This window comes from Pseudomonas fluvialis (assembly GCF_002835605.1).
GTDB classification, from domain to species: Bacteria; Pseudomonadota; Gammaproteobacteria; order Pseudomonadales; family Pseudomonadaceae; genus Aquipseudomonas; species Aquipseudomonas fluvialis.
In genome coordinates this window covers 1-22,700 of the sequence record NZ_PIYS01000014.1, presented here as the reverse complement: position 1 = coordinate 22,700, position 22,700 = coordinate 1, and the positions used below count along the sequence as shown (strand labels likewise).

Sequence of the window (22,700 nt, the reverse complement as noted above, 5' to 3'; positions counted from 1 at the left end):
AAGCTCTTTGCCAGGCCTGCCCTGCGCCCTACAATCGCCCTCCCGTAGCCTGCGAACAGCCCATGCCCCGCTGCAGCCTGTACCGCCTGCCTTACCAGGCCGACCCCAGCCATTATTTCAGCCGACTCAGCCAGGCGCCTGGCGCCGTCCTGCTGGATGCCGGGCAACCCCATGGCCGCACCGCGCGCTTTGACCTGATGAGCGCCTGGCCTGTGCAACAGCTACAGCCACACGCGGAAGAATCTGCCACGCAGTTTGCCCAACGGCTGCGCCAGGCCCTGCAGTCACTTGGCCCGGCCAGCCTGCCGGCCGACTGCGCACTGCCCTTCGCTGGCGGCCTGCTCGGCTACCTCGGCTATGATTTTGGCCGACATATCGAGCACTGCCTGGCACCTCGCACGCGCGATCTGCAACTGGCGGATGCCAGCCTGGGTCTGTATGCCTGGGCACTGATCACGGACCACCAGCAACGCAGCAGTCAACTGCTGTTCCATCCGGCCCTCGACGAGACAGAGCAGCAACGCCTGATTGCCCTGTTCAGTCAGCCGACAACAGACGTTGCGCCACCCTTCAAGCTGCTGGCACCTTTCCAGGCCCAGCAAAGCGCCGCGCAGTACGCCCAGGCCTTTGCACGTATCCAGACCTATATCGCCGCCGGCGACTGCTATCAGGTCAACTATGCACAACGCTTTCAGGCGGCCTACCGTGGCTCGCCCTGGACGGCCTACCAGCATCTGCGCCAGGCCTGTCCAACGCCCTTTGCCGGCTACCTGGCGCTGGGCGGTGACAACGCCATCCTCAGCCTGTCCCCCGAACGCTTCCTGCGGGTCAGCCAGGGCCAGGTGGAAACCCGACCGATCAAGGGGACCCGGCCACGCGGCAGCGAGCCGAGCAGCGACCAGGCAGCGGCGCGTGAATTGCTGGCCAGCAGCAAGGATCGTGCGGAAAACCTGATGATCGTCGATCTGCTGCGTAACGACCTGGGGCGCAGCTGCGCCACTGGCAGCGTGCGCGTACCAGAACTGTTCAGCCTGGAAAGCTATCCCAACGTGCATCATCTGGTGAGCAGCATCACCGCGCGTCTGGCGCCCGGCAAGGATGCCCTGGACCTGCTGCTGGGCAGCTTCCCCGGCGGCTCGATCACCGGCGCGCCAAAGATCCGCGCCATGCAGATCATCGACGAACTGGAGCCCTGCCAACGCGGCATCTACTGCGGCTCACTGCTTTATCTGGATGTGCGCGGAGAGATGGACAGCTCGATTGCCATCCGCACCCTGCTGCTGGAGGACGGTCAGGCGTACTGCTGGGGGGGTGGCGGCATCGTCGCGGACTCGGCCTGCGAGGCCGAATACCGCGAATCGATCAGCAAGGTCAGCGTCTTGCTGGGCAGCCTGGAAAACCTCTGAGCGGCCCACCACCGAGCGCCGCAGATTACAGGCTCAGCGAGCGATTGGAGGCCTTGAGGAACTCGCGCTTGAGATCTTCATAGGTGTGCACCGCCGGGAACTGCGGGAACTCGCGGATCACATTGTCCGGGGCATGGAACAGGATGCCGGCATGCGCTTCGCTGAGCATGGTGGTGTCGTTGTACGAATCGCCGGCAGCGATGACCCGGTAGTACAGGCTCTTGAAGGCAATCACCGACTGACGCTTGGGATCCTTCTGGCGCAGCTGATAGTCCACCACACGATCCGTCTCGTCGGTGATCAGCTTGTGGCAAAGCAGGGTCGGAAAGCCCAGCTGGCGCATCAGCGGCTGGGAGAACTCGTAGAAGGTGTCGGAAAGGATCACCACCTGGAAGCGCTCGCGCAGCCAGTCGACGAACTCCACCGCGCCGTCCAGCGGCTTGAGGGTGGCAATCACGTCCTGGATATCCTTGAGCTTCAGGCCATGCTCATCGAGGATGCGCAGGCGCTGTTTCATCAGGACGTCATAGTCGGGAATGTCACGCGTGGTCGCCTTGAGCGCATCGATTCCGGTTTTTTCGGCGAAGGCGATCCAGATTTCCGGAACCAGCACACCTTCCAGGTCAAGACAGGCGATTTCCACAAGTACATCCTCGGCAAGAGTGGGAGAAGGCGGCACTCTAGCGGCAGCGCGCGACACACGCAATCCGAGCTGGCACATCCTTATATCTAAAACCCATAGTCATCATGGAACTTCGTTATTTAGGCGAATAACACGCCTTTGCTACCATCGCCCGCCTACAGAGGTGCACGCAGCACCCAGCCATGAGGAAACCTGAAGCATGAGCCAAGCCTTCGACGTCGCCGCCCTCGCCGCGGCCTATGCCAGCAAGTCCCCGCAGGACATCCTCAAGCTCGCTTTCGAGCACTTCGGCGATGACCTGTGGATATCCTTCAGCGGCGCCGAAGATGTGGTGCTGGTCGACATGGCCTGGAAGCTGAACAAGCAGGTCAAGGTCTTCAGCCTGGACACCGGGCGCCTGCATCCCGAGACCTACCGGCTCATCGAGCAGGTCCGCGAGCACTATGGCATCGCCATTGAAGTGTTGTCGCCGGAAGCCGCCGCGGTCGAAGCTCTGGTACGTGACAAGGGCCTGTTCAGCTTCTACAAGGACGGCCATGGCGAGTGCTGCGGGGTGCGCAAGATCGCCCCGCTCAAGCGCAAGCTGGCCAGCGTACGTGCCTGGGCCACCGGCCAACGCCGCGACCAGAGTCCGGGCACGCGCAGCCAGGTAGCGGCGCTGGAGCTGGATGGCGCTTTCTCGACAGCCGACAAGCCGCTCTACAAGTTCAACCCGCTGGCCCAGATGACCAGCGAGGAAGTCTGGGGCTACATCCGCATGCTGGAGATTCCCTACAACCCGCTGCATGAGCGTGGCTTTATCAGCATCGGCTGCGAGCCCTGTACCCGCCCGGTACTACCCAACCAGCACGAGCGCGAAGGTCGCTGGTGGTGGGAGGAAGCCACTCACAAGGAGTGCGGCCTGCACGCCGGCAACCTGATCAGCAAGGCGTAGCCGAACTCGTCCAGCCCAGCGGGTAGAGCAATTCCTCGCGATAACCAGCCCATACCCGCACCGCGGGGGGAAAGGCCTGATCCAGGGCGGGATCGCCACTATCGACCAGCAACGGCCGCCCCTGCAGGGTGGCCAGCTTGCGCTTGGTGGCCACCACGCGCAGGTTGTCCAGACCGATCGCCCGCACCACCTGCGGGCTGATCTGCTGGTTGCCACGGCCGAGGATATGCCCCTGCCCGCCAATCGCGGTGACCAGCAGGCGGGCTGCGTGCCCGTCGACCAGCGCCAGCAACTGCGCGGCATCCACGTCGCGAGCCAGCACCCGCCCATCCTCGATCACGTCCACGCCGAGCAGCGTGGTCTGCAACCCCAGCTGGCTGGCCAGGCCGTGCAGGGTCGAGCCCGGGCCAAATACATAGCGCACGCCTGGCTGCCACTCTTCACGCAGCCAGTCGGCCAGTTCGAGCAGTACCAGTTCTTCAGACTCCACCCCCGCCTGCTTGACGTGCTGTAGGAAGTGCCCCTCCTGCGGTACCGTCATCTCGCCATACCAGCGGGCAGTCACCCGTCCCTCGCGCAGTGCCTGTTCATCCAGGTCGCGCACCTCGCCCTGGGTTAGGCGCACCAGACCGCCCTGCAGCAGACGCACCAGCAGTTCGCCCGCCGCCTGCGGGCTGAACGCATACACCCCGGAGTGGATCTTCACCCCGGCCGGAATACCCAACACGGCCTGACCGGGCGCAACGACCTCGGCGACATCACGTGCCGTGCCATCGCCACCGGCAAACAGCAGCAGAGCACAGCCGGCTTGCTGCAGAGCGATCACCGCGGCGCGCGTATCGGCTGCGCTAGTCGTTTCCTGCAGCGGCCGCGTCAGCAACTGATGACGAAAGCCCATGCGCGCCAGCAGATCACCGCCCATCGCCCCTGGCAGACTGAGGAATTCCACCTGTTCTCGCCAGGGCAGCAGCACCTGCAGGGCCTGCTCGGTACGCCACACGGCACGCGGCTCGGCGCCCAGTGCCAGGGCCTGTTCGGCCACCCCGTCACTGCCCTTGAGCGCCACACTGCCGCCTAGCCCGGCCAGCGGGTTGATGATCAAACCGATACGCATAGCACCTGCTCCCCGTGCATATTCCTGACATCTTCGTGTAACCCCGCGGTCATCAGCGGCGTCTAGCCTGTACCCAGCCTAGAACCCGATCTGACGAGGACCGCTCCATGCAACAGCTCGACGCTACCGCTACCCGCCAACCCGCCAGCCGTGCCGCCCAGCCGCTGTACAGCGCGGCAATCATCGATGCCGAAGGCCGGGAGATTCCCATCACCGAGCAAATGATCCAGCAAGCCTGCCGCGAGCTGGAGCAAAGCCTGGCTACTCAGTCACGTCCAGCCTGAAGCCGGCAACCCAGGGCCTGCAGCAGCGCGGCCAGTTGCTGGTTGTCACCCTGCAGGCTGACCGCCAGCCCCTGCAGCTCACGGCGCATGGGGTAATGCTTGCGCAACAGATCAAACTGCTGGCGACGCTGGATAGCGTCGCCCTGCAGACTACGGCGAAAATCCGCATCATCACGGCGCACGTCATACACGGCACGGCACAGCGTGGCCAATAGCCATTCCGGCGTGGCTTGTGCGCTCAACGCCAAGCCGGCCAGCCAGGGCGACGGCAGCAGGTCGCACAGCTGGTGATGTGGTTCCTGCCCCAGCCAGGCACACAGCGCCCGATAGATCTGTTCACTACCGCGCAGCTTGCCATCCAGGCTATAGCCGGCGATATGTGGTGTCGCCAACTGGCACAGCGCGGCCAGTTCGACATCCACCAGCGGCTCGCCCTGCCAGACATCCAGAACCACCTGCAACGCCTGCCCGGCCTGCAGGCAGCCTTTCAGCGCGGCATTGTCGACCACCTCGCCACGACTGGCATTGATCAGCCAGCAGCCTGGGCGCAGGGCTGCCAGGCGCGCCTGGTCAAGCAGGTGCCAGGTAGCATCCTCGCCCTCACGGGATAACGGGGTATGCAGGCTGATCACGTCGCATTCGGCGAGCAGTTGCTCCAGACTGACGAAATCCCCCCCCTCACGGCGCTGGCGAGGCGGATCGCAGACGCGCACCTGCCAGCCCAGGCCACGCAGCAGGGCCACCAGACGACCGCCGACCTGACCGGCACCGACCACCCCGTAGACCTTGTCGTGCAGCGCTTCGCCGTTACGCTCAGCCAGACAGAGCAGGCTCGACAGCACATAGTCGAGCACCCCCTGGGCATTGCAGCCGGGCGCACTGGCCCAGTGGATGCCGGCAGTGGCCAGGTAGTCGAGATCCAGATGATCGGTGCCGATGGTGCAGGTACCGACAAAACGTACCGCGCTGCCGGCCAGCAACTCACGGTCAACCCGGGTGACCGAGCGCACCAGCAGCACCTGGCAATCCTCCAGGTCTGCCGCGCTGATCTGCCGTCCCGGCAGACGGCGCAAGGTGCCGAACTCAGCGAAGAATGCCTCCGCCAGGGGAATGTTTTCGTCAGCCAGGATATGCATGCAGGACTCCTTCGCGGGGCCGCCATTCTACGCCAGTCGACAGGCGCTGGGGGCAGGCGCTTTCCTGACTGTCCGGCCAGGCGTAGACTGCCCTGCCGCCCTACCTTATCGGCAAGTTGTGTGAACACCGTGCAAAGCAAAACCCAGCGCATCGGCCACGAGCTGCGCGCCCTGCTCGGCCTCGCCGTGCCCATCATCATCGCCCAACTGGCACATACCGCCATGGGCTTCGTCGACACCCTCATGGCCGGCCGGGTCAGTGCCGCCGACCTGGCTGCCGTAGCCCTTGGCAACTCGCTGTGGGTACCGCTGTTCCTGCTGATGACCGGCGTCCTGCTGGCCACCACACCCAAGGTTGCAGTGCGCTTTGGCGCCGGCGAGCACGCCAGCATCGGCCCACTGGTACGCCAGGCGCTCTGGCTGGCCTTGCTGACCGGCGGCCTGTGCGGCCTGCTGCTCTGGCACAGCGAACCCGTGCTGCGCCTGATGGGTGTCGATGCAGCGCTGATCCCGCCCACCATGGGTTACCTGCAGGCCGTGGCCTGCGGCTTTCCTGCCGTGGCGCTGTATCACGTGCTGCGCTGCTTCAGTGATGGCCTGGGACACACCCGACCGGCCATGGTGCTGGGCATCCTTGGCCTGCTACTGAATATTCCCCTCAACTACCTGTTCATCTACGGCAAACTCGGCCTGCCGGCAATGGGCGGTGTCGGCTGCGGCTGGGCCACCGGCCTGGTCATGTGGGCCATGTTGCTGGGTATGCTCTGGTGGGTCTGCTGGGCGCCCTACTACCGCGCCTGCCAGGTATTCCAGCGCTATGACGGGCTGCAACTGGCTGTACAGAAGCGCCTGTTGGCGGTTGGCCTGCCGATTGGCATTGCCATCTTCGCCGAAGCCAGCATCTTCTCGGTAATCGCCCTGCTGATCGGCGGCCTGGGCGCCGAGGTAGTAGCCGGCCACCAGATTGCCCTCAACTTCAGCTCCATGGTGTTCATGATTCCCTACTCGCTGGGCATGGCCGCCACGGTACGGGTTGGCCAGACCCTCGGTGCCGGCCAGCCACGTGCCGCGCGCTTTGCCGCAGGCGTGGCCATGGCCAGCGCACTGGCCTATGCCTGTCTGTCGGCCAGCAGCATGCTTTGGCTACGCGAGTCGATTGCTGCCCTATACACCCACGATGCGGCGGTGATCAGCCTCGCCGCCAGCCTGATGGTCTACACCGCGCTGTTCCAGTTTTCCGATGCCATCCAGGTCACTGCAGCCGGTGCCCTGCGCGGCTATCAGGACACCCGGGTGACCATGCTGCTCACCCTGTTCGCCTACTGGGGCATCGGCCTGCCGGTCGGCTACGGCCTGGGGCTCAGCCACTGGTTCGGTACGCCCAGCGGCCCGGCCGGTCTCTGGCAGGGTCTGGTGGTGGGGCTGACCTGTGCCGCACTGATGCTCGGCATCCGCCTGGCGCGCAGCGCCCGACGGCAGATCAGGAACGCCTGATGCGCGGCCGGGCACTGCTGATACTCAGCGCCCTGTGCCTGGCCGCCTGCCAGCCTCAGGATACGGGGCAGGCCCTGCAGGATGATTACCTGCAGCGTCTGGCGCGGGTTCTCGACAGCCCACTGCCCAGCGCTCAGCCGCTACCGCGCAGCGACTACCGGCTGCCCGCACGCCGCACGCGCCTGCTGCCCATCGAGGAAATCCGCATCAGCCTGCTGGAGCTGCTGGTCGACATCCAGCCGTGTCCGCGCCTGCAGCAACTGCTCGGCGAGCGCAACGGCAGTCTTGGTCGACAACTCACCGCCAGCCAGCGCCTGGGTTTTGACAACGAACTGTTGCAGGCCATGCAGGACTGTCAACCTCATCTACAGGGGGCCGCCGCCGAGCGCCTGCAAGGGCTTTACCAGCAAAAGCGTGCGCAAATGCCCGCGGTATTCTGGAACGCGCTGAATGCCAGTAGCGAGTTCGAGCACCTGCTACGCGCTGCACGGCACAGCCTGCCACCCGGCCAGCCGATGGATCAGCAAGCCCTCGCTGCGCTGCAGCGCCTGGCACTGATTGGTCAGACACCGCATGCCGGCCCGCCACGCCCAGTCAGCGACGAGTTGTTCCAGGCGCTGCAACGCAATCACAGCCTGGCGCAGTTGCTGACCAGCCTGCTCAGCCTGCAACAGAGCCTGGAGCGCGGCAATGTGCTGCTGCGCGCCCGCCTACAGCGCCCGTTGTGCCCTGGCGGCTACGACAATCCACGCGCCCAGGCGGTGCTGAGGGTTTTTCAGCGCTACTACGCCGGCCAGTTGCAGCCCTACCTGGCCGAGGTGGAACAACAGGGACAGGCCTGGCAGCAGGCCCTGCAGGCGCTACGCCAGACACCCGGCATACCGCCGGCACTGGATGAGTATCTGGCCCGTTTGAGCGCTACCGAGCACTCGCTGTGGCAGTCGTTCCAGGCCAGCCGCCAGGCGCATGTCGAGCACTGGCAAGCGCTACTACGCAGCTGCCAGATGGCCCCTGGCCAGCCACGCTGGCGCCTGCGCTGAGCCATAGAAAGACCTGGCCGCGCAACACGCAGCTTCTCCCTGGCAAACCACTGGTCAGCCTGTCCGATTTTTTTCAATACCTGACCTTGCAGTCAGCACGACCTGTTCTACGCTCGAAAACATTGGCCATACCCCGCCCAGGATTGCCTGTAGTGGGCTTGGTGCAAGCTGTTGCCACAGTGATAGCCATCAAGACAAAACCACTGCGACGCCGGTTTGCTCACTGAATAACCTTGGCAAGAGACAACCAGCCTCTCCTGCCTGCGACCAGACTGAACATGGCAACACCTCACGGAGCGCACTGATTAAGGATAATCACATGCCCAGCCAAGCCTCCTTCCCTGTCGATTCCCGCCCTGCCGGCAACCACCAGGCCTCCAGCATGGTCTTGCTCGGCCCGTTAGTAGCGCTGGGACTAGTCGCTTGTGGGTTCCTGCTCGCTCTGGGGGGCGCCAACACAGCCACGGCTGGCGCCACGCTATGCCTGCTCGCTCTGGCCGCGCTGGCCTGTCGCATGGTCTTGCGCGGCCATCGGCAGGCACTGGCGCAACTGCAGGAACACCTGGATAGAGAGCAGCAGGCGCAACAGCTGACTCAGCAGCAAGCTACTTCACGGGGCCTCCAAGCCGTGTGCCTGCGCGCAATGCCCATCTGGTCCCAGCAAGTGGAAAGCTCACGCGAGCAGACTGAAGAAGCCATCGTCGCCCTTACTGCACGCTTCGCCGGTCTTTACGACAAACTACAAGAAGCCGTGCAGACCTCACAGCAAGCCGCCGGCAACCTGGCCACCGATCATCAGGACGGAGTGCTGGGGGTGATGGCACACAGCGAAAGCGCCCTGACCAAGGTCATCGACAGGCTCAAGGCGGCCCAATCCAGCCGCGATGAGCTTCTCCAACAGGTCCGCGGACTGACCGGATATACCGGCGAACTTCGCAGCATGGCCACCGAAGTAGCGGCTATCGCTGCACAAACCAATCTGCTGGCACTGAATGCCGCCATTGAAGCCGCCCGTGCCGGGGAAGCCGGCAGGGGATTTGCGGTTGTCGCCGACGCAGTCCGCAGCCTGTCGAGCCTATCGAGTCAAACAGGGCAAAAGATGTCTGCCACGGTGGACATTATCAACAACGCCATCCAGCAACTGGTGGAAGTCGCCGGCAATACTGCCGACAACGACAACCACTCCATCCGCAGCTCGGAAGAGAGCATCCAGCATGTGCTGGATCGCTTCCATGGCATTACCCAGAGCCTTTGCCAATCCACCGAAATGCTCCAGCAGGAAAGTGTAGGCATTCGTGACGAAATCAGTGAGGTCATGGTTGCCCTGCAATTCCAGGATCGGGTCAGCCAGATCCTGGCGCATGTCCGCAAAAACATGGAGGCGCTGCACAGTCACCTGCAGGACTGCCTTGAACAACCAGAACTGCTCCAGCAAATCGACGCAGACGCCTGGCTGGCCGACATGGCACTGACCTACGCCACCACCGAACAGCGACAGATTCACCACGGACAGGCACTGGACAACTCGCGGGAACAGGCAATCACCTTTTTCTAGGAGAAGCACATGGCTAAAACGGTAATGGTCGTCGACGACTCCAGCAGTGTTCGCCAGGTAGTCAGCATCGCCCTCAAGGGTGCCGGCTACGAGGTCATCGAAGCCTGCGACGGCAAGGATGCCCTGAACAAGCTCAGCGGACAGAAAATCCACCTGATGATCAGTGACGTGAACATGCCAAATATGGACGGCATCACGTTCGTCAAGGAAGTGAAAAAGCTCGCCAACTACAAATTCACGCCGATCATCATGCTGACCACCGAATCCCAGGAAGCCAGGAAACAGGAAGGTCAGGCTGCAGGCGCCAAAGCCTGGGTAGTCAAGCCATTCCAGCCGGCACAAATGCTGGCTGCCGTTTCCAAGCTCATATTGCCCTGACTGCCAGCCAGGAGCCCGCCATGAGCATACGCACGGAAAGCCATGATGGACGCACGCTGCTGCACATCGAAGGCGAAATGACGATCTACACCGCCGCCGACCTCAAGGCGCAGCTCATGCCACACCTGGGGCAGGACGGCGAGCTGGAAATCGTCCTGGCCGATGTCTGCGAAATCGACAGTGCCGGCCTGCAACTACTGATCCTGGCCAAGCGCGAAGCCAGTCGTAACGAGACAGCCTTGCGCCTGAGCCGGCATAGCCGGGCTGTGCTCGAGGTCTTCGACCTATGCAACCTGGCCGCCTTTTTCGGCGACCCACTGGTGATTGCCCATTCGCCCAACGGCTGAGCCAACGCTAAAGGAATGCCCCATGAGCACATCCCTGGATCAGGCCCTGCAAACCTACATCGCCGAAGCCCGCGAATTGCTGGAGGAGATGGAAGCAGCATTGCTTCGTCTGGAAAGTGCACCGGATGACGCCGAAACACTCGGAGCCATTTTTCGTGCCGCACACACCATCAAGGGCTCGGCAGGCCTGTTTGGTCTTGATCCTATCGTCAGTTTTACGCATATCGTCGAAGACATCCTGCAACGCCTGCGTGACGGTAATCTTGCTGTCACGGCCCAGTTGATTGCCCTCTTGCTCGAATGCGGCGATCACATGCAACAACTGATCGAGGTCGTTGCTGTACAGGGCGGGCAACTGGACGCCACTGCCCATGCCCACGAGTGCGGCTTGCGCGAGCGCCTGTACAGCTACCAGCAAGCTGTCACCGAAGAAGCCTGCATGCCAGTGGTGCATGCCCCGGAGCCCACCATTGAGGTGTGCGACGAGCAGCACGTCAGCTCCGAGCTATGGCACATCTCCCTACGCTTCGGCCCACAGGTACTGCGCAACGGCATGGACCCACTGTCCTTTTTGCGCTACCTCAACAGCATCGGCTCGATTCAGCGCATCAGCACACTAAGCGACAGCATGCCGCCCATGGACAGCATGGATGCGGAAAGCTGTTATCTGGGCTTTGAGATCGAGCTACAAAGTGATGCCGAGCGTGCCACGATCGCCGAAACCTTCGACTTCGTTCGTGACGACTGCCAGATTCATATCCTGCCACCCCACGGCAAGATCGCTGAATACATCGAGATGCTCCAGCAACTACCAGAAGACTTTTCCCGCCTGGGCGAACTGCTGGTCAGCAGCGGCGCGCTGACGCCCCAGGAGCTAGAGCGCGGGCTGGCGGCCCAGGAAAACCCATCTGGCGACCAGCCCCAGCAGCTGCTCGGGGAAATTCTCCTTGAACAGCGCGTCGTGCAACCAGCGGTCGTCCAGGCTGCACTCGACAAGCAGAGCCAGCTACAGGAGCAGCGTAGCCGTGAGCAGCGCTACGTCAGGGTGCAGGCCGACAAGCTCGACGAACTGATCAACCTGGTCGGCGAACTGGTCATTGCAGGAGCTGGAGCCAGCCTGCTGGCACAGAGCTGCCAGGACGAAGCGCTGCAAGAAGCCACCTCGGTAGTCAGAGGGCTGGTTGAAGAAATCCGTGACGGCGCACTGCGTCTGCGCATGGTACCGATAGGCGATACCTTTAATCGCTTCCAGCGCGTGGTACGTGATGTCAGCCAGGAGCTGGGCAAGGACATCGAGCTGCATATCAGCGGCGCGGAGACCGAACTGGACAAGAGCGTAGTGGAGAAGATTGGTGATCCGCTGATGCACCTGCTCCGCAATGCCATGGACCATGGCATAGAACTGCCGGAAGTACGCCAGGCTGCCGGGAAGCCCAGCAAAGGCAACCTGCACCTCAATGCCTATCATGATTCCGGCAGCATCGTTATCGAGATCAGCGATGACGGGCGCGGCCTTGACCGTCAACGCATCCTGCAAAAGGCCCGCGAGCGAGGCCTGATCAGCAGTACCGCCACACCTACGGATGCGGAACTGTACAACCTGATCTTCGAAGCCGGGTTCTCGACAGCCAGTGCCATCACCAGCTTATCCGGACGTGGTGTAGGCATGGATGTCGTCAAACGCAACATCACCGCCCTGCGTGGCAGCGTGGAGCTGGATAGCCAGCCAGGCCTCGGCACCCGCGTGCGCATTCGCCTACCACTGACCCTGGCCATTATCGATGGTTTTCTGGTGGGCATCAGCCAGGCCAGCTATGTCGTGCCGCTGAACATGGTGCAGGAATGCGTGGAACTATCTGCCGATGATCGGCGCGCCACGCGCGAGCGTGGCTACCTCAATTTGCGGGGCGAGGTACTGCCACTGATTTTCCTGCGCGAACACTTCAACATCGACGGTAGCCCGGGGCGGCGTGAAAACGTAGTGGTCGTACGCAGTGCCGAGCACAAGGCCGGCCTGGTTGTCGATGAGTTGCTGGGCGAATTCCAGACGGTTATCAAACCGTTGGGCAAGCTGTTCAGCACATTACGCGGGATCAGTGGTTCAACCATTCTTGGCAACGGTGCCGTAGCCCTGATTCTCGATGTACCCGCTCTGGTGCAGCAGATTACCCGCCAGGAATCTCACGCCGCCCAGCGACCCGCTGCGCTGTCGATTTTCGCTCGCTAAACAAGCGGTGCACAGCAAGGAACCATGCACATGCCATGACAGACACATCGAGCACAGATAACTGACACGGTTGCGCGACCCAGCCCGACAGCAGGTCAGCCAGATTGCCGCATCGCTTAACTTGAGAAAAGGGATAGAACTCATGCTCAACGATATGAAAGTCGCAACCAAGCTGGCCCTGGGCTTCGGTGTGCTGATCATCATGCTGACTATTGTGTCCTTTATCGGCATCAGCCGAATGGGCCAGATCAATGAGTCGCTGGATCAGGTCATGGAGCAACGCTGGCCAAGGACCGAAATGGCCTATGGCATCGTGGAGCGAACCAACACCATCGCCATTGCCTTGCGCAACATGATGCTGACCGACGACCCGCAGGACCGTGCCCAGCAGCGACAGACCATTCTGCAAACCCGTGCTGAACTGGGCGCCATCATCGACAAACTGGAAAAGGAACTGACCTCCGTCAGGGGCCTGGAACTACTCCAGGAAATCATCCAGCACCGCCAGGCCTATGTCGCCAGCCAGGATCAACTGCTGCAACTCATCGAGCAGGGCTCTCCCGAGCAATCACGGCAATACCTGCAAAATGAATTGCGCCCCATACTGATCGCCTACCAGACCAGCGCCAAAGGACTGCAAGCCTATCAGGCTGATCTGCTGGTCGCCTCGGGTGAGGCCGCGCACAAGAATTACCTGAATGCCCGCCTGCTAATGCTGATTGCCGCAGGCACTGCGGTACTGATCGCGCTCGTCGCCGCCTGGCTGATTACCCGCAATCTGACACGCCAACTCGGCGGCGAGCCGGGCTATGTGGCGAGAATTGCCCAGCAAGTCGCCAATGGCGACCTGACGGTGGATATCAACCTGCGCAAGGACGACGGCAGCAGCCTGCTTGCCTCGATCAGGGATATGGTCGGCAAGCTGGCACAGATCATCGGCGAAGTACGCAACTCGGCGGACAGCCTGGCCAGCGCCTCCGAGCAGGTCAGCGCCACCGCTCAAGCGATGAGCCAGGCAACCAGTGAACAGGCCGCCAGCGTCGAGGAAACCAGCGCCTCCATTGAACAAATGAGCGCGAGCATCAACCAGAACACGGAAAACGCCAAGGTCACCGACGGCATGGCCAGCAAGGCGGCCAAAGAAGCTACCGAGGGAGGCGAGTCGGTTCAGCAAACGGTCGCCGCCATGAAACAGATTGCCCAGCGCATCAGCATCATCGACGACATTGCCTACCAGACCAACCTGCTGGCGCTTAACGCCGCTATCGAAGCCGCCCGGGCCGGCGAGCATGGCAAGGGATTTGCCGTGGTGGCCGCCGAGGTCCGCAAGCTGGCTGAACGCAGCCAGATTGCCGCACAGGAAATTGGCGAGCTGTCGTCCAGCAGCGTGGAGCTGGCCGAGAAAGCCGGCAAACTGCTCGACGCCATGCTGCCTTCAATCAACAAGACCTCCGACCTGGTACAGGAGATCAGCGCGGCGTCCGAGGAGCAATCCAGTGGCGTGGCGCAGATCAATACGGCGATGACCCAGCTCAACCAGATCACCCAGCAGAACGCCTCCAGCAGTGAGGAACTGGCCGCCACCGCCGAAGAAATGAGCAGCCAGGCCGAGCAACTGCAGCAGGCCATGAGTTTCTTCAGCGTATCCGGTTCGACCGGCACAGCACACAAGGCCGTCGTGCATCGCGCCATGCGCGCCGGCAAGCCTGCTCACGTGCCGTTGCACAGCCAGGCCAACAGCTCGCTGCATGCCGCAAACAGTCCGGCGGAAGCCGACTTCACCCGCTTCTAGAGGAGGTCAGCATGGGCGCTCTGCTCACTCGCGAAACGGACCTACGCCAGTCCCAGGAAGAGGCGCAGTACCTGACCTTTATGCTCGGTGGAGAAATGTTTGCCATTGGCATACTGGGCATCAAGGAAATACTCGAATACGGCCAGCTCACCAGCGTCCCCATGATGCCGGCCTTTGTGCGCGGGGTGATCAACCTGCGCGGTGCCGTGGTGCCCGTCATCGACCTGTCGGCGCGCTTTGGGCGGCATAACGCAGAGGTCACAAGGCGCAGTTGCATCGTCATCATCGAGGCCGATAACGATGGCAATACACAGGATATTGGCCTGATGGTCGACTCCGTCTCGGCAGTGCTGGAAATCGCCCGCAGCGAGATCGAACCGCCACCTGCGTTCGGCGCGAAGATTCGTGCGGACTTCATTAGCGGCATGGCCAAGGTCAACGGCGCCTTTGTCATCGTGCTGAATGTTGACCAGGTGCTGTCCGTCGATGAAATGACCCTGCTCTCCGAAGCCAGCGGCCCCGCACTCGCCACCCCCAGCTAAAACGAACAGGGCTCGGCCAAGGACGCAATACGATGGATGTCACCCCACTACAGGATGGCGAATTCCAACAGTTCCGCGGCTGGTTGTACCGCACCGCGGGAATCAGCCTCAGCCCTGCCAAGAAAGCTCTGGTAGCCGGACGTCTGAGCAAGCGCCTGAAATACCACCAACTGCAAAGCTATGGTGACTACTTCCAACTGATCATGAGCAAAACGCCGGGGGAGGAGCAACAGATTGCCCTGGACCTGCTCACCACCAATGAAACCTATTTTTTCCGTGAGCCTCGGCATTTCGACTTCCTGCGTAGCCAGGTACTCGGCAAGCCGCTCAGTGGCAGGCCTTTTCGCCTGTGGAGTGCCGCCAGCTCAACCGGCGAAGAGCCCTATAGCCTTGCCATGACCCTGGCGGACTGCCTGGGTAGTGCGCCTTGGGAAATCCTTGCCTCGGATATCAGCAGCCAGGTACTGGCCCAGGCACGCAGTGGCCACTACCCACTGGCGCGTGCACGCCACATCGGCAAGCCGCAACTGTTCAGATATTGCCTGAAAGGCACCGGCAGGCAGGAAGGCACCTTTTTGATCGAACGCCACTTGCGCGAGCGCGTGCACTTCATGCAGATCAACCTCAACCAGACGCTTCCGCCAATAGGCGAGTTTGAGGTCATTTTCCTGCGCAACGTGATGATCTATTTCGATCAGCCCACCAAGCAGCAGGTCGTAGCGCGCATGCTGCCTTTGCTCAGGACAGGGGGCTATTTCATCGTTAGCCACTCGGAAAGCCTAAATGGCGTCACCGATGCCTTGGAACTCATCAGCCCGTCGATCTACCGCAAGCCATGAATACCGCTGACAGCATGCAACTCGTTACTCTGCAACCGGGCGAATTCCACTTCGGCGGTGCCAATACACGTATTCAGACACTGCTCGGCTCATGTGTTGCCATCACCCTGTGGCACCCCATACGCCGCATTGGTGGCATGTGCCACTACATGCTGCCCAGCCGGCATACCTCCACCCATGAGCTGGACGGCAGGTACGCCGAAGAGGCCATGCAGATGTTCCTGCGGCAGGCCGCACGCCATGGCACCTTACCCCAGGAATATCAGGTCAAACTGTTCGGCGGCGGCAACATGTTTCCTGCCTTCAGCAAACCTTCCGCACAGGGCAGCGTGGCCGAAAACAACATCGCAGCGGCACGTCGGTTGGTTGCCCGACATCAACTGCAACTGGTCGCCGAAAGCCTGGGCCACACGGGGCACCGCCAAGTCCTTTTCGATATTGCCACGGGCGACGTATGGGTACGCCACCACCGCCTGACAGGGAGTTGACGTACCAATGAGGAAAATCAAGGTCTTGCTGGTAGACGACTCTGCGGTGGTACGTCAGGTCGTCCTGGCCTTGCTGGAGCGCGAACCGGACATACAGGTCATTGGCACCGCCTCCGACCCGTTGTTCGCCATGGGCAAGATGGCCAAGCAGTGGCCGGATGTCATTCTGCTTGACGTGGAGATGCCCCGCATGGACGGCATCACCTTCTTGCGCAAGATCATGGCAGAACGCCCCACTCCGGTGGTGATTTGCTCATCACTGACGGAAAAGGGAGCAGAAACCACGCTACAGGCTTTGGCAGCCGGCGCTGTCGAAATCATCAGCAAACCCAAAATTGGCCTGAAAAGCTTCCTGCAGGACTCCGCCGCGGAACTGCTAGCTGCCATCCGGGCTGCAGCCCAAGCCAACCTGAATCAACTGATCAAACATGCAGCCAGCGCCCCCCCAGTACCCGCCAAACTACATGCCGATGTCATTCTGCCCGCAGGCAACGGGCAGGCGATGGCACAAACCACCGAGCGCGTCGTCGCCATCGGCACCTCCACCGGCGGCACGCAGGCACTGGAAGTCGTGTTGACGGCCTTGCCACGGGTATGCCCGGGTATCGTGATCGTGCAACACATGCCGGAAAAGTTCACCGCCTCTTTCGCGGAGCGACTGAACAGTCTGGCGCAGATCGAGATTCGTGAGGCTAGAAACAATGACCGGGTCATTCCCGGCCTGGCGCTCATCGCCCCGGGCGGCAAGCACATGCTGCTCAAGCGTAGCGGCGCCTACTATCACGTCGAGGTGGTCAATGGGCCGCTGGTCAACCGCCACCGTCCGTCAGTGGATGTACTGTTTCGTTCGGTGGCGCGCTTCGCCGGGCGCAATGCCACCGGCATCATCATGACCGGCATGGGCGATGATGGCGCCCGCGGCCTCAAGGAGCTCCATGACAGCGGCGCACGTACCTACGCTCAGGACGAAGCGAGCTGTGTGGTATTTGGCATGCCCAAGGAGGCAATCAAGCTGGGCGGCGTCGACCAGGTCATCAACCTGCACGCCATTGCGTCCGTGATACTCACTTGACTGACACCCAGCCTGCTCAGGCTTGCTTGCGTATCCAGTAGCGAAAGACGTCTGCCTCGGCCTCTTGCTGCACCAGCTCATGACCAAGGAACAGACAGAACTTGGGGATATCACGCTGCGTCGAGGGATCGCTGGCGATGACTTCCAGCAACGCACCCGGTGCCAAATCGCGGACTTTGTTGTGCAACATCATCACCGGCTCAGGGCAGAACAATCCGGTGGCATCCAGGGTGGCATCAGCGATCAGGGGCATGGTCTTACTCCACAAACAGGCCGGCATTCTCCCCCATCGGACGCCGTAGGTCATCTACCCAGGCGCCGCAGGTGACAGGTCACCTCTTCTCGGTCGTGGTAGAGCTGCTTGCAGGCGATGGAGACCTTGAGTTTACGTGCGGCAAAGCCTTCCTGGAGTCGTTCAAGCAGGCGACGCACCTCGGCATAACGCTGCTTCATCGGCAGCTTGAGGTTGACCACCGCCTCGCGGCAATGCCCCTCACCAATCCAGCGTTCCACCATGGCGGCCGTACGCGCGGGCTTCTCCACGATATCGCAGACCATCCAGTCCACCGGCTGCCTGGGTGTCCAGGTAAAGCCATCGACCATCAGGTGCTGCACCAGACCGGTGTCCATCAGGCTCTCGGCCATGGGCCCGTTGTCGATAGCAGTGACCAGCATGCCGCGGCGAACCAACTGATAGGTCCAGCCGCCGGGTGCCGCGCCCAGATCGACCCCAGTCATCTCGCCAGACAAACGCTCATCCCACTGTTCACGGGGGATAAAAGTATGCCAGGCCTCTTCCAGCTTGAGGGTCGAGCGACTCGGCGCCTCGCGAGGGAATTTCAGCCGTGGAATGCCCATCGGCCACAGTGCGCAATTGCTCGCTTCAGCCAGGCCAACAAAGACCTCCCGACCGCTCTTGAAGCTCAGCAGCAAACGTGGTTTGTGCGCATCTTCAAGCAGCCTGCCGGCCTTGAGCAACGCCTTGCGCAGAGGCGCCTCGAACTTCTTGCAGAAATTCGACAGTTCCTTACCCGCATTGCTGTCAAACACCTCCAGCCACAGGCTACCCGCACAGGGATAGTCCTGCAGCGCCTCCAGCAGGACACTGATACGGTCCTGCTCCGGCAACGCCAGCCAGCCACCCCGTGCCCACTGGCGAATGAAAATCAGCTGATTAAAACGCAATCCGTGCATCAGGCGCTGCGCACCATCGGCTTCGCTGCAAACGAACTCCGCATAGGCGCTAGCCGGTTTGCCACGCGCAAAACCAGTCACCTGCAAGGCTGCGGCGTATTCACTGATTTCGGCACAGGCTTCACCTTCAAAACCAGGACGGCAGTGCAGCAACAGGGTATTCATCGATCAAGGCTCCTCAGCAGGCGCCCATGATAAACGCTGTCACGATTACCCGCCCGTCCGGCGACTTCCCTATCGCTCAACAACTGCTAGTTTTAAGCAATGCAATACCTCCCATGAGGTAAAATGTCGCACCCTAAAGGGGAATCCCGCCCCTACACCGATGGATGCTCACCATGCGCAACAACCAGCCCGTCACCCAGCAAGAACGTCGTTTCCCGGACGAGCAGCGCCTGATCTCCATCACCGACCTGCACGGTCGCATCCGCTACTGCAATGACGCATTCGTGCAGATCAGTGGTTTCGACCGCGAGCAACTGGTCGGCGCAGAGCACAATATCGTCCGCCATCCGGATGTGCCGCCTGCGGTCTTCGCACACATGTGGCAGCACCTCAAGCAAGGCAAGCCGTGGATGGGCATCGTCAAAAACCGCTGCCAGAACGGTGATCACTACTGGGTCAATGCCTATGTCACACCGATTTTTGAAGGCGGCACGATCACTGGCTACGAGTCCGTACGTAGCAAGCCAACACCCGGCCAGATCCGGCGCGCCGAACAACTCTACCGCCGGCTGAACAACGGACAACCGGCCATCGCCTCCAGCCATCGCTGGCTGCCGCTCGCCCAGGACTGGCTGCCGTTCATCCTCATCAGTCAGATCGGCTTCCTGATCGGCAGCTGGCTCGGCAGCGGCTGGGGCTTTGCCCTCGCTGCCCTGCTCAGCGTCCCCCTGGGCCTGGCTGGCCTGCACTGGCAACAGCGGGTCATTCGCCGCCTGCTACGTCATGCCGAAGACACCAGCTGCGACGCCCTGACGGCCAGCATGTACACCGACAGCCGCGGCGCCGAAGCACGCCTGGAAATGGCCATGCACAGCCAGCGCGCTCACCTGCGCACCTGCCTTACACGCCTGCAGGAAAGCGCCATGCACCTCTACCAGCAAGCCACCCAGGCCGAGGAACTGGCACAACACAGCGCCCACAGCCTGCATCAGCAGCGCCTGGAAAGCGAACAGGTAGCCACTGCCGTACAGCAGATGGCTGCCACCACAGGCGAAGTCGCGCAACATGTGCAGCAGGCTGCACAAGCCAGCCAGCAGGCGCGCCAACTGAGCGGCCAGGGCCAGCAGGTGGCCGACGGTACCCGTGCAGCCATCGAGCAATTGGCCACTCTGATCAGTGGCAGCAGTGACACGGTAGCCCGAGTGGCCGAGGATAGCCGTGAAATCGGCGGGATGGTCGAAGTCATCCGCAGCATCGCCGAACAGACCAACCTGCTGGCCCTGAATGCAGCCATCGAGGCAGCCAGAGCCGGCGACATGGGCCGCGGCTTCGCTGTGGTAGCCGATGAAGTACGTGCCTTGGCGCAACGTACCGGTCAGTCCACCGAGCAGATCCAGCAACTGATCAGCCGCCTGCAGCAAACCGCCCAGGCCGCCGTGGACAGCATGCGCAACGGACAAGACCAGGCCGCCGCAGGCGTACAGCGCGTGCTGGACAGCCATCTGGCCCTGCAGGGCATCAATCAGGCAGTCGCCGAGATCAGCGGCATGACCGAACAGATCGCCAGCGCCATGGAAGAGCAAAGCAGCGTAGCCCTACAGATCAGTCACAGCATCAGCAGCATTGCCACGCATACCGAACAGGCCTCCCAGGAAGCACAACGCACCTCGCAGCTCAGTGAAACGCTCAAACAGACAGCGGCCAGCCAACAGGCCCTGGTCGAGCGTTTCAATCGCTGAGCTGTTGCCGGACAAAGGCGGCCGTCTGCCGGGCAGCTTCGCGGATCAATGCCGCTTGATCCAGAGCACTGCGCCGCAGGGCTTTGAAGTCATGGTCGGCATCGACCAGCCAGTGCAGGCGCACACTGGCCGACAGCGCGTAGCCGGACACCTCCTCGCGCCGCCCGAAGGGATCTCGCTCACCCTGCACGATCAGCGCCGGCATACGCAGCGCCTGCAAATGCGCGATGCGCAGCTTGTCCGGCTTGCCCGGCGGGTGAAAGGGATAGCCGAAGCACACTACCGGCAATGCCAATTCATCCGCCAACAGACTGGCCATGCGCCCCCCCATTGACTTGCCGGCCAGCACCAGCGGCCCGGCGCTACGCAGGCGTGCGTCCGCCACACGCGCACGCCAGCTATCGAGTAGCTGCGCCTGGGGACTGGGCGGTCGACGGCGCCCATCGGTACGCCGTGCCGCCATATAGGGAAACTCGAAACGCCATACCGCCAGGCCCGCGCCCAGCAGCTGTGCGACCAGTTGCTCAAGGAACTCACTGTCCATCCCGGCACCCGCGCCATGCGCCAGCAACAGGGTTGCCCAGGGCTCGGCAGGTGCGGCAAACAGCCACCCTTCAAGCCCCTGATAGGTGTGTGGGCATTGATCCTTGTCAATAACCGCCCCCTTTGCATTGCTCATGCTTACCTCGCAACTTGCCAACCCTGTCTCAAGTCCCCATACGGGCGGTTTTTCCGTGCGTCTGGACGATGCGTGACAGCGCCATAACAGTGGATGGAAGCCCTCAACATGAGCACATCAATCACACAGACTGCTTATAACTATAAAGTAGTCCGCCAATTCGCCATCATGACGGTGGTGTGGGGGATCGTCGGCATGGCCGTCGGTGTCCTACTCGCCGCCCAGTTGGTCTGGCCCGACCTCAACCTCAACCTGCCGTGGACCAGCTTCGGTCGTCTGCGCCCGCTGCACACCAACGCGGTCATCTTCGCCTTTGGCGGCTGTGCCCTGTTCGCTACGTCCTACTACGCCGTACAACGCACCTGCCAGACCCGCCTGTTTTCGGACGGCCTGGCTGCCTTCACCTTCTGGGGCTGGCAACTGATCATCGTCCTGGCTGCCGTCAGCCTGCCCTTGGGCTGGACCAGCTCCAAGGAATACGCCGAGCTGGAGTGGCCGATTGACCTGCTGATCACCGTGGTCTGGGTCGCTTACGCCGTGGTGTTCTTCGGCACGCTGATCAAGCGCAACACCAAGCACATCTACGTGGGCAACTGGTTCTTCGGCGCCTTCATCCTCACCGTAGCCCTGCTGCACGTGGTCAACAACCTGGAAATCCCGGTCACCCTGACCAAGTCCTACTCGCTCTATGCGGGTGCCACGGATGCCATGGTGCAATGGTGGTACGGCCATAACGCCGTAGGTTTCTTCCTGACCGCCGGCTTCCTCGGCATGATGTACTACTTCGTACCCAAGCAGGCAGGTCGCCCGGTCTACTCGTACCGCCTGTCGATCGTGCACTTCTGGGCACTGATCGCCGTGTACATCTGGGCCGGCCCGCACCACCTGCACTACACCGCCCTGCCCGACTGGGCACAGTCGCTGGGCATGGTGATGTCGCTGATTCTCCTCGCCCCGAGCTGGGGTGGCATGATCAACGGCATGATGACCCTCTCGGGTGCCTGGCATAAGCTGCGCAGCGACCCCATCCTGCGCTTCCTGGTGGTGTCCCTGGCCTTCTACGGCATGTCCACCTTCGAAGGCCCGATGATGGCCATCAAGACCGTCAACGCCCTGTCCCACTACACCGACTGGACCATCGGCCACGTACACGCCGGCGCGCTCGGCTGGGTAGCCATGGTATCGATCGGTGCCCTGTACCACCTGATCCCCAAGGTCTTCGCCCGCGACAACATGTACAGCGTTGGCCTGATCAACACCCACTTCTGGCTGGCGACCATCGGCACCGTGCTGTACATCGCCTCGATGTGGGTCAACGGCATCGCCCAAGGTCTGATGTGGCGCGCAGTCAACGATGACGGCACCCTCACCTACTCCTTTGTCGAAGCGCTGGAAGCCAGCCACCCTGGCTATATCGTGCGCATGATCGGCGGCGCGATCTTCCTCGCCGGCATGGTGATCATGGCCTACAACACCTGGCGCACCGTTAGCGCGGCCAAGGCGGCCGACATGGAAGCCGCTGCGAAGTTCTCGGTAGCAGGAGCCCACTAATGAAACAGCATGAAGTCCTCGAGAAGAACGTCGGCCTGCTGGCCCTGTTCATGGTCCTGGCCGTCTCCATCGGCGGCCTGG

At 62.1% G+C, this 22,700-nt stretch carries 22 protein-coding genes and 2 pseudogenes; 18 read left to right on the top strand and 6 right to left on the bottom strand.

The window, feature by feature from the left end:
• Window positions 1-62 precede the first annotated feature (62 nt).
• Window positions 63-1,406 carry an aminodeoxychorismate synthase component I gene (gene pabB / locus CW360_RS07865; protein WP_101193322.1) on the top strand — a complete coding sequence of 448 codons (1,344 nt, stop codon included), beginning with the start codon at window positions 63-65 and terminating at the stop codon, window positions 1,404-1,406.
• Window positions 1,407-1,431: 25 nt separating this feature from the next.
• Here pabB and thrH read toward each other — a convergent pair whose 3' ends face one another.
• Window positions 1,432-2,049 carry a bifunctional phosphoserine phosphatase/homoserine phosphotransferase ThrH gene (thrH, locus tag CW360_RS07860; RefSeq protein WP_093986340.1) on the bottom strand — a complete coding sequence of 206 codons (618 nt, stop codon included), beginning with the start codon at window positions 2,047-2,049 and terminating at the stop codon, window positions 1,432-1,434.
• A 199-nt stretch (window positions 2,050-2,248) separates the two neighbouring features.
• Between thrH and CW360_RS07855 the strand changes: the two genes are divergently transcribed.
• Window positions 2,249-2,983: a phosphoadenylyl-sulfate reductase gene (locus CW360_RS07855; RefSeq protein ID WP_101193321.1), complete on the top strand. Its 735-nt coding sequence runs from the start codon at window positions 2,249-2,251 to the stop codon at window positions 2,981-2,983.
• Here the strand turns inward: CW360_RS07855 and CW360_RS07850 are convergent.
• On the bottom strand, window positions 2,970-4,097 hold the full coding sequence (locus CW360_RS07850; RefSeq protein WP_101193320.1) for an ATP-NAD kinase family protein: 1,128 nt from the start codon (window positions 4,095-4,097) through the stop codon (window positions 2,970-2,972). The two genes, CW360_RS07855 and CW360_RS07850, sit on opposite strands and share 14 nt — an antisense overlap.
• A gap of 107 nt (window positions 4,098-4,204) precedes the next feature.
• Between CW360_RS07850 and CW360_RS16905 the strand changes: the two genes are divergently transcribed.
• Complete coding sequence (locus CW360_RS16905; protein ID WP_170307373.1) at window positions 4,205-4,381, top strand: PA1571 family protein; 177 nt, start codon at window positions 4,205-4,207, stop codon at window positions 4,379-4,381.
• On the opposite strand, the gene pdxB is transcribed toward CW360_RS16905, so the two are convergent.
• A complete protein-coding gene (gene pdxB, locus CW360_RS07845) occupies window positions 4,363-5,517 on the bottom strand; it encodes a 4-phosphoerythronate dehydrogenase PdxB (RefSeq protein ID WP_101193319.1) in 1,155 nt (384 codons plus the stop codon). The genes CW360_RS16905 and pdxB overlap by 19 nt on opposite strands.
• A 129-nt stretch (window positions 5,518-5,646) precedes the next feature.
• Between pdxB and CW360_RS07840 the strand changes: the two genes are divergently transcribed.
• The 11 genes from CW360_RS07840 to CW360_RS07790 all read left to right on the top strand — a co-directional run bounded on the left by CW360_RS07840 (window position 5,647) and on the right by CW360_RS07790 (window position 17,291).
• On the top strand, window positions 5,647-7,011 hold the full coding sequence (locus CW360_RS07840) for an MATE family efflux transporter (RefSeq protein ID WP_279305026.1): 1,365 nt from the start codon (window positions 5,647-5,649) through the stop codon (window positions 7,009-7,011).
• Entirely contained in the window at window positions 7,011-8,051 is a 1,041-nt protein-coding gene (locus CW360_RS07835; RefSeq protein WP_101193318.1) for a DUF3080 family protein, read from the top strand. The genes CW360_RS07840 and CW360_RS07835 overlap by 1 nt, the downstream gene beginning before the upstream one ends.
• A gap of 319 nt (window positions 8,052-8,370) precedes the next feature.
• Window positions 8,371-9,606: a methyl-accepting chemotaxis protein gene (locus tag CW360_RS07830; RefSeq protein WP_425439751.1), complete on the top strand. Its 1,236-nt coding sequence runs from the start codon at window positions 8,371-8,373 to the stop codon at window positions 9,604-9,606.
• 9 nt (window positions 9,607-9,615) lie between these two features.
• Window positions 9,616-9,984 carry a response regulator gene (locus CW360_RS07825; protein ID WP_093986334.1) on the top strand — a complete coding sequence of 123 codons (369 nt, stop codon included), beginning with the start codon at window positions 9,616-9,618 and terminating at the stop codon, window positions 9,982-9,984.
• Between the two features lie 20 nt (window positions 9,985-10,004).
• Window positions 10,005-10,331 carry an STAS domain-containing protein gene (locus CW360_RS07820; protein WP_101193317.1) on the top strand — a complete coding sequence of 109 codons (327 nt, stop codon included), beginning with the start codon at window positions 10,005-10,007 and terminating at the stop codon, window positions 10,329-10,331.
• Window positions 10,332-10,353: 22 nt separating this feature from the next.
• Window positions 10,354-12,558: a chemotaxis protein CheA gene (locus tag CW360_RS07815; protein WP_101193316.1), complete on the top strand. Its 2,205-nt coding sequence runs from the start codon at window positions 10,354-10,356 to the stop codon at window positions 12,556-12,558.
• Window positions 12,559-12,700: 142 nt separating this feature from the next.
• Complete coding sequence (locus tag CW360_RS07810) at window positions 12,701-14,350, top strand: methyl-accepting chemotaxis protein (RefSeq protein WP_101193315.1); 1,650 nt, start codon at window positions 12,701-12,703, stop codon at window positions 14,348-14,350.
• Between the two features lie 11 nt (window positions 14,351-14,361).
• Complete coding sequence (locus CW360_RS07805) at window positions 14,362-14,892, top strand: chemotaxis protein CheW (protein WP_101193314.1); 531 nt, start codon at window positions 14,362-14,364, stop codon at window positions 14,890-14,892.
• Window positions 14,893-14,924: 32 nt separating this feature from the next.
• Window positions 14,925-15,731 (top strand): CheR family methyltransferase, encoded by an 807-nt coding sequence (locus tag CW360_RS07800; RefSeq protein WP_093986329.1) that lies wholly within the window; start codon window positions 14,925-14,927, stop codon window positions 15,729-15,731.
• Window positions 15,732-15,745: 14 nt separating this feature from the next.
• On the top strand, window positions 15,746-16,219 hold the full coding sequence (locus tag CW360_RS07795; RefSeq protein WP_229727156.1) for a chemotaxis protein CheD: 474 nt from the start codon (window positions 15,746-15,748) through the stop codon (window positions 16,217-16,219).
• Between the two features lie 7 nt (window positions 16,220-16,226).
• Window positions 16,227-17,291 carry a protein-glutamate methylesterase/protein-glutamine glutaminase gene (locus CW360_RS07790; RefSeq protein ID WP_101193313.1) on the top strand — a complete coding sequence of 355 codons (1,065 nt, stop codon included), beginning with the start codon at window positions 16,227-16,229 and terminating at the stop codon, window positions 17,289-17,291.
• Between the two features lie 16 nt (window positions 17,292-17,307).
• Here the strand turns inward: CW360_RS07790 and tusA are convergent, their stop codons facing one another.
• Together tusA and rlmM are read right to left on the bottom strand one after the other, a co-directional pair.
• On the bottom strand, window positions 17,308-17,544 hold the full coding sequence (gene tusA, locus CW360_RS07785) for a sulfurtransferase TusA (protein ID WP_093986326.1): 237 nt from the start codon (window positions 17,542-17,544) through the stop codon (window positions 17,308-17,310).
• A gap of 50 nt (window positions 17,545-17,594) precedes the next feature.
• The gene (gene rlmM, locus CW360_RS07780) at window positions 17,595-18,650 is read right to left on the bottom strand and encodes a 23S rRNA (cytidine(2498)-2'-O)-methyltransferase RlmM (protein ID WP_093986325.1); all 1,056 of its coding nucleotides are present in this window, start codon (window positions 18,648-18,650) and stop codon (window positions 17,595-17,597) included.
• Window positions 18,651-18,814: 164 nt separating this feature from the next.
• Between rlmM and CW360_RS17310 the strand changes: the two are divergent.
• Both CW360_RS17310 and CW360_RS17305 read left to right on the top strand, forming a co-directional pair.
• A pseudogene (locus CW360_RS17310) lies at window positions 18,815-19,144 on the top strand (PAS domain-containing protein); the annotation flags it as partial.
• 327 nt (window positions 19,145-19,471) lie between these two features.
• On the top strand, window positions 19,472-20,389 hold the full coding sequence (locus CW360_RS17305) for a methyl-accepting chemotaxis protein (protein WP_425439756.1): 918 nt from the start codon (window positions 19,472-19,474) through the stop codon (window positions 20,387-20,389).
• Here the strand turns inward: CW360_RS17305 and CW360_RS07770 are convergent.
• On the bottom strand, window positions 20,379-21,068 hold the full coding sequence (locus CW360_RS07770) for an alpha/beta family hydrolase (protein WP_157825266.1): 690 nt from the start codon (window positions 21,066-21,068) through the stop codon (window positions 20,379-20,381). The genes CW360_RS17305 and CW360_RS07770 overlap by 11 nt on opposite strands.
• A gap of 108 nt (window positions 21,069-21,176) precedes the next feature.
• Here CW360_RS07770 and ccoN point away from each other — a divergent pair, with 108 nt between their 5' ends.
• Window positions 21,177-22,619, top strand: a complete 1,443-nt coding sequence (gene ccoN / locus CW360_RS07765; protein WP_101193312.1) for a cytochrome-c oxidase, cbb3-type subunit I — start codon at window positions 21,177-21,179, stop codon at window positions 22,617-22,619.
• Window positions 22,619-22,700, top strand: a pseudogene (locus CW360_RS07760) (cytochrome-c oxidase, cbb3-type subunit II); the annotation flags it as partial. The gene ccoN and the pseudogene CW360_RS07760, both read left to right, overlap by 1 nt.

Excerpts from the sequence above, each read along its gene's own strand:
- pabB (WP_101193322.1), top strand. The coding sequence starts at position 63 with ATGCCCCGCTGCAGCCTGTACCGCCTGCCTTACCAGGCCGACCCCAGC.
- CW360_RS07855 (WP_101193321.1), top strand. The coding sequence starts at position 2,249 with ATGAGCCAAGCCTTCGACGTCGCCGCCCTCGCCGCGGCCTATGCCAGC.
- CW360_RS07850 (WP_101193320.1), bottom strand. The coding sequence starts at position 4,097 with ATGCGTATCGGTTTGATCATCAACCCGCTGGCCGGGCTAGGCGGCAGT.
- CW360_RS16905 (WP_170307373.1), top strand. The coding sequence starts at position 4,205 with ATGCAACAGCTCGACGCTACCGCTACCCGCCAACCCGCCAGCCGTGCC.
- pdxB (WP_101193319.1), bottom strand. The coding sequence starts at position 5,517 with ATGCATATCCTGGCTGACGAAAACATTCCCCTGGCGGAGGCATTCTTC.
- CW360_RS07835 (WP_101193318.1), top strand. The coding sequence starts at position 7,011 with ATGCGCGGCCGGGCACTGCTGATACTCAGCGCCCTGTGCCTGGCCGCC.
- CW360_RS07830 (WP_425439751.1), top strand. The coding sequence starts at position 8,371 with ATGCCCAGCCAAGCCTCCTTCCCTGTCGATTCCCGCCCTGCCGGCAAC.
- CW360_RS07825 (WP_093986334.1), top strand. The coding sequence starts at position 9,616 with ATGGCTAAAACGGTAATGGTCGTCGACGACTCCAGCAGTGTTCGCCAG.
- CW360_RS07820 (WP_101193317.1), top strand. The coding sequence starts at position 10,005 with ATGAGCATACGCACGGAAAGCCATGATGGACGCACGCTGCTGCACATC.
- CW360_RS07815 (WP_101193316.1), top strand. The coding sequence starts at position 10,354 with ATGAGCACATCCCTGGATCAGGCCCTGCAAACCTACATCGCCGAAGCC.
- CW360_RS07810 (WP_101193315.1), top strand. The coding sequence starts at position 12,701 with ATGCTCAACGATATGAAAGTCGCAACCAAGCTGGCCCTGGGCTTCGGT.
- CW360_RS07805 (WP_101193314.1), top strand. The coding sequence starts at position 14,362 with ATGGGCGCTCTGCTCACTCGCGAAACGGACCTACGCCAGTCCCAGGAA.
- CW360_RS07800 (WP_093986329.1), top strand. The coding sequence starts at position 14,925 with ATGGATGTCACCCCACTACAGGATGGCGAATTCCAACAGTTCCGCGGC.
- CW360_RS07795 (WP_229727156.1), top strand. The coding sequence starts at position 15,746 with ATGCAACTCGTTACTCTGCAACCGGGCGAATTCCACTTCGGCGGTGCC.
- CW360_RS07790 (WP_101193313.1), top strand. The coding sequence starts at position 16,227 with ATGAGGAAAATCAAGGTCTTGCTGGTAGACGACTCTGCGGTGGTACGT.
- tusA (WP_093986326.1), bottom strand. The coding sequence starts at position 17,544 with ATGCCCCTGATCGCTGATGCCACCCTGGATGCCACCGGATTGTTCTGC.
- rlmM (WP_093986325.1), bottom strand. The coding sequence starts at position 18,650 with ATGAATACCCTGTTGCTGCACTGCCGTCCTGGTTTTGAAGGTGAAGCC.
- CW360_RS17305 (WP_425439756.1), top strand. The coding sequence starts at position 19,472 with ATGTACACCGACAGCCGCGGCGCCGAAGCACGCCTGGAAATGGCCATG.
- CW360_RS07770 (WP_157825266.1), bottom strand. The coding sequence starts at position 21,068 with ATGAGCAATGCAAAGGGGGCGGTTATTGACAAGGATCAATGCCCACAC.
- ccoN (WP_101193312.1), top strand. The coding sequence starts at position 21,177 with ATGAGCACATCAATCACACAGACTGCTTATAACTATAAAGTAGTCCGC.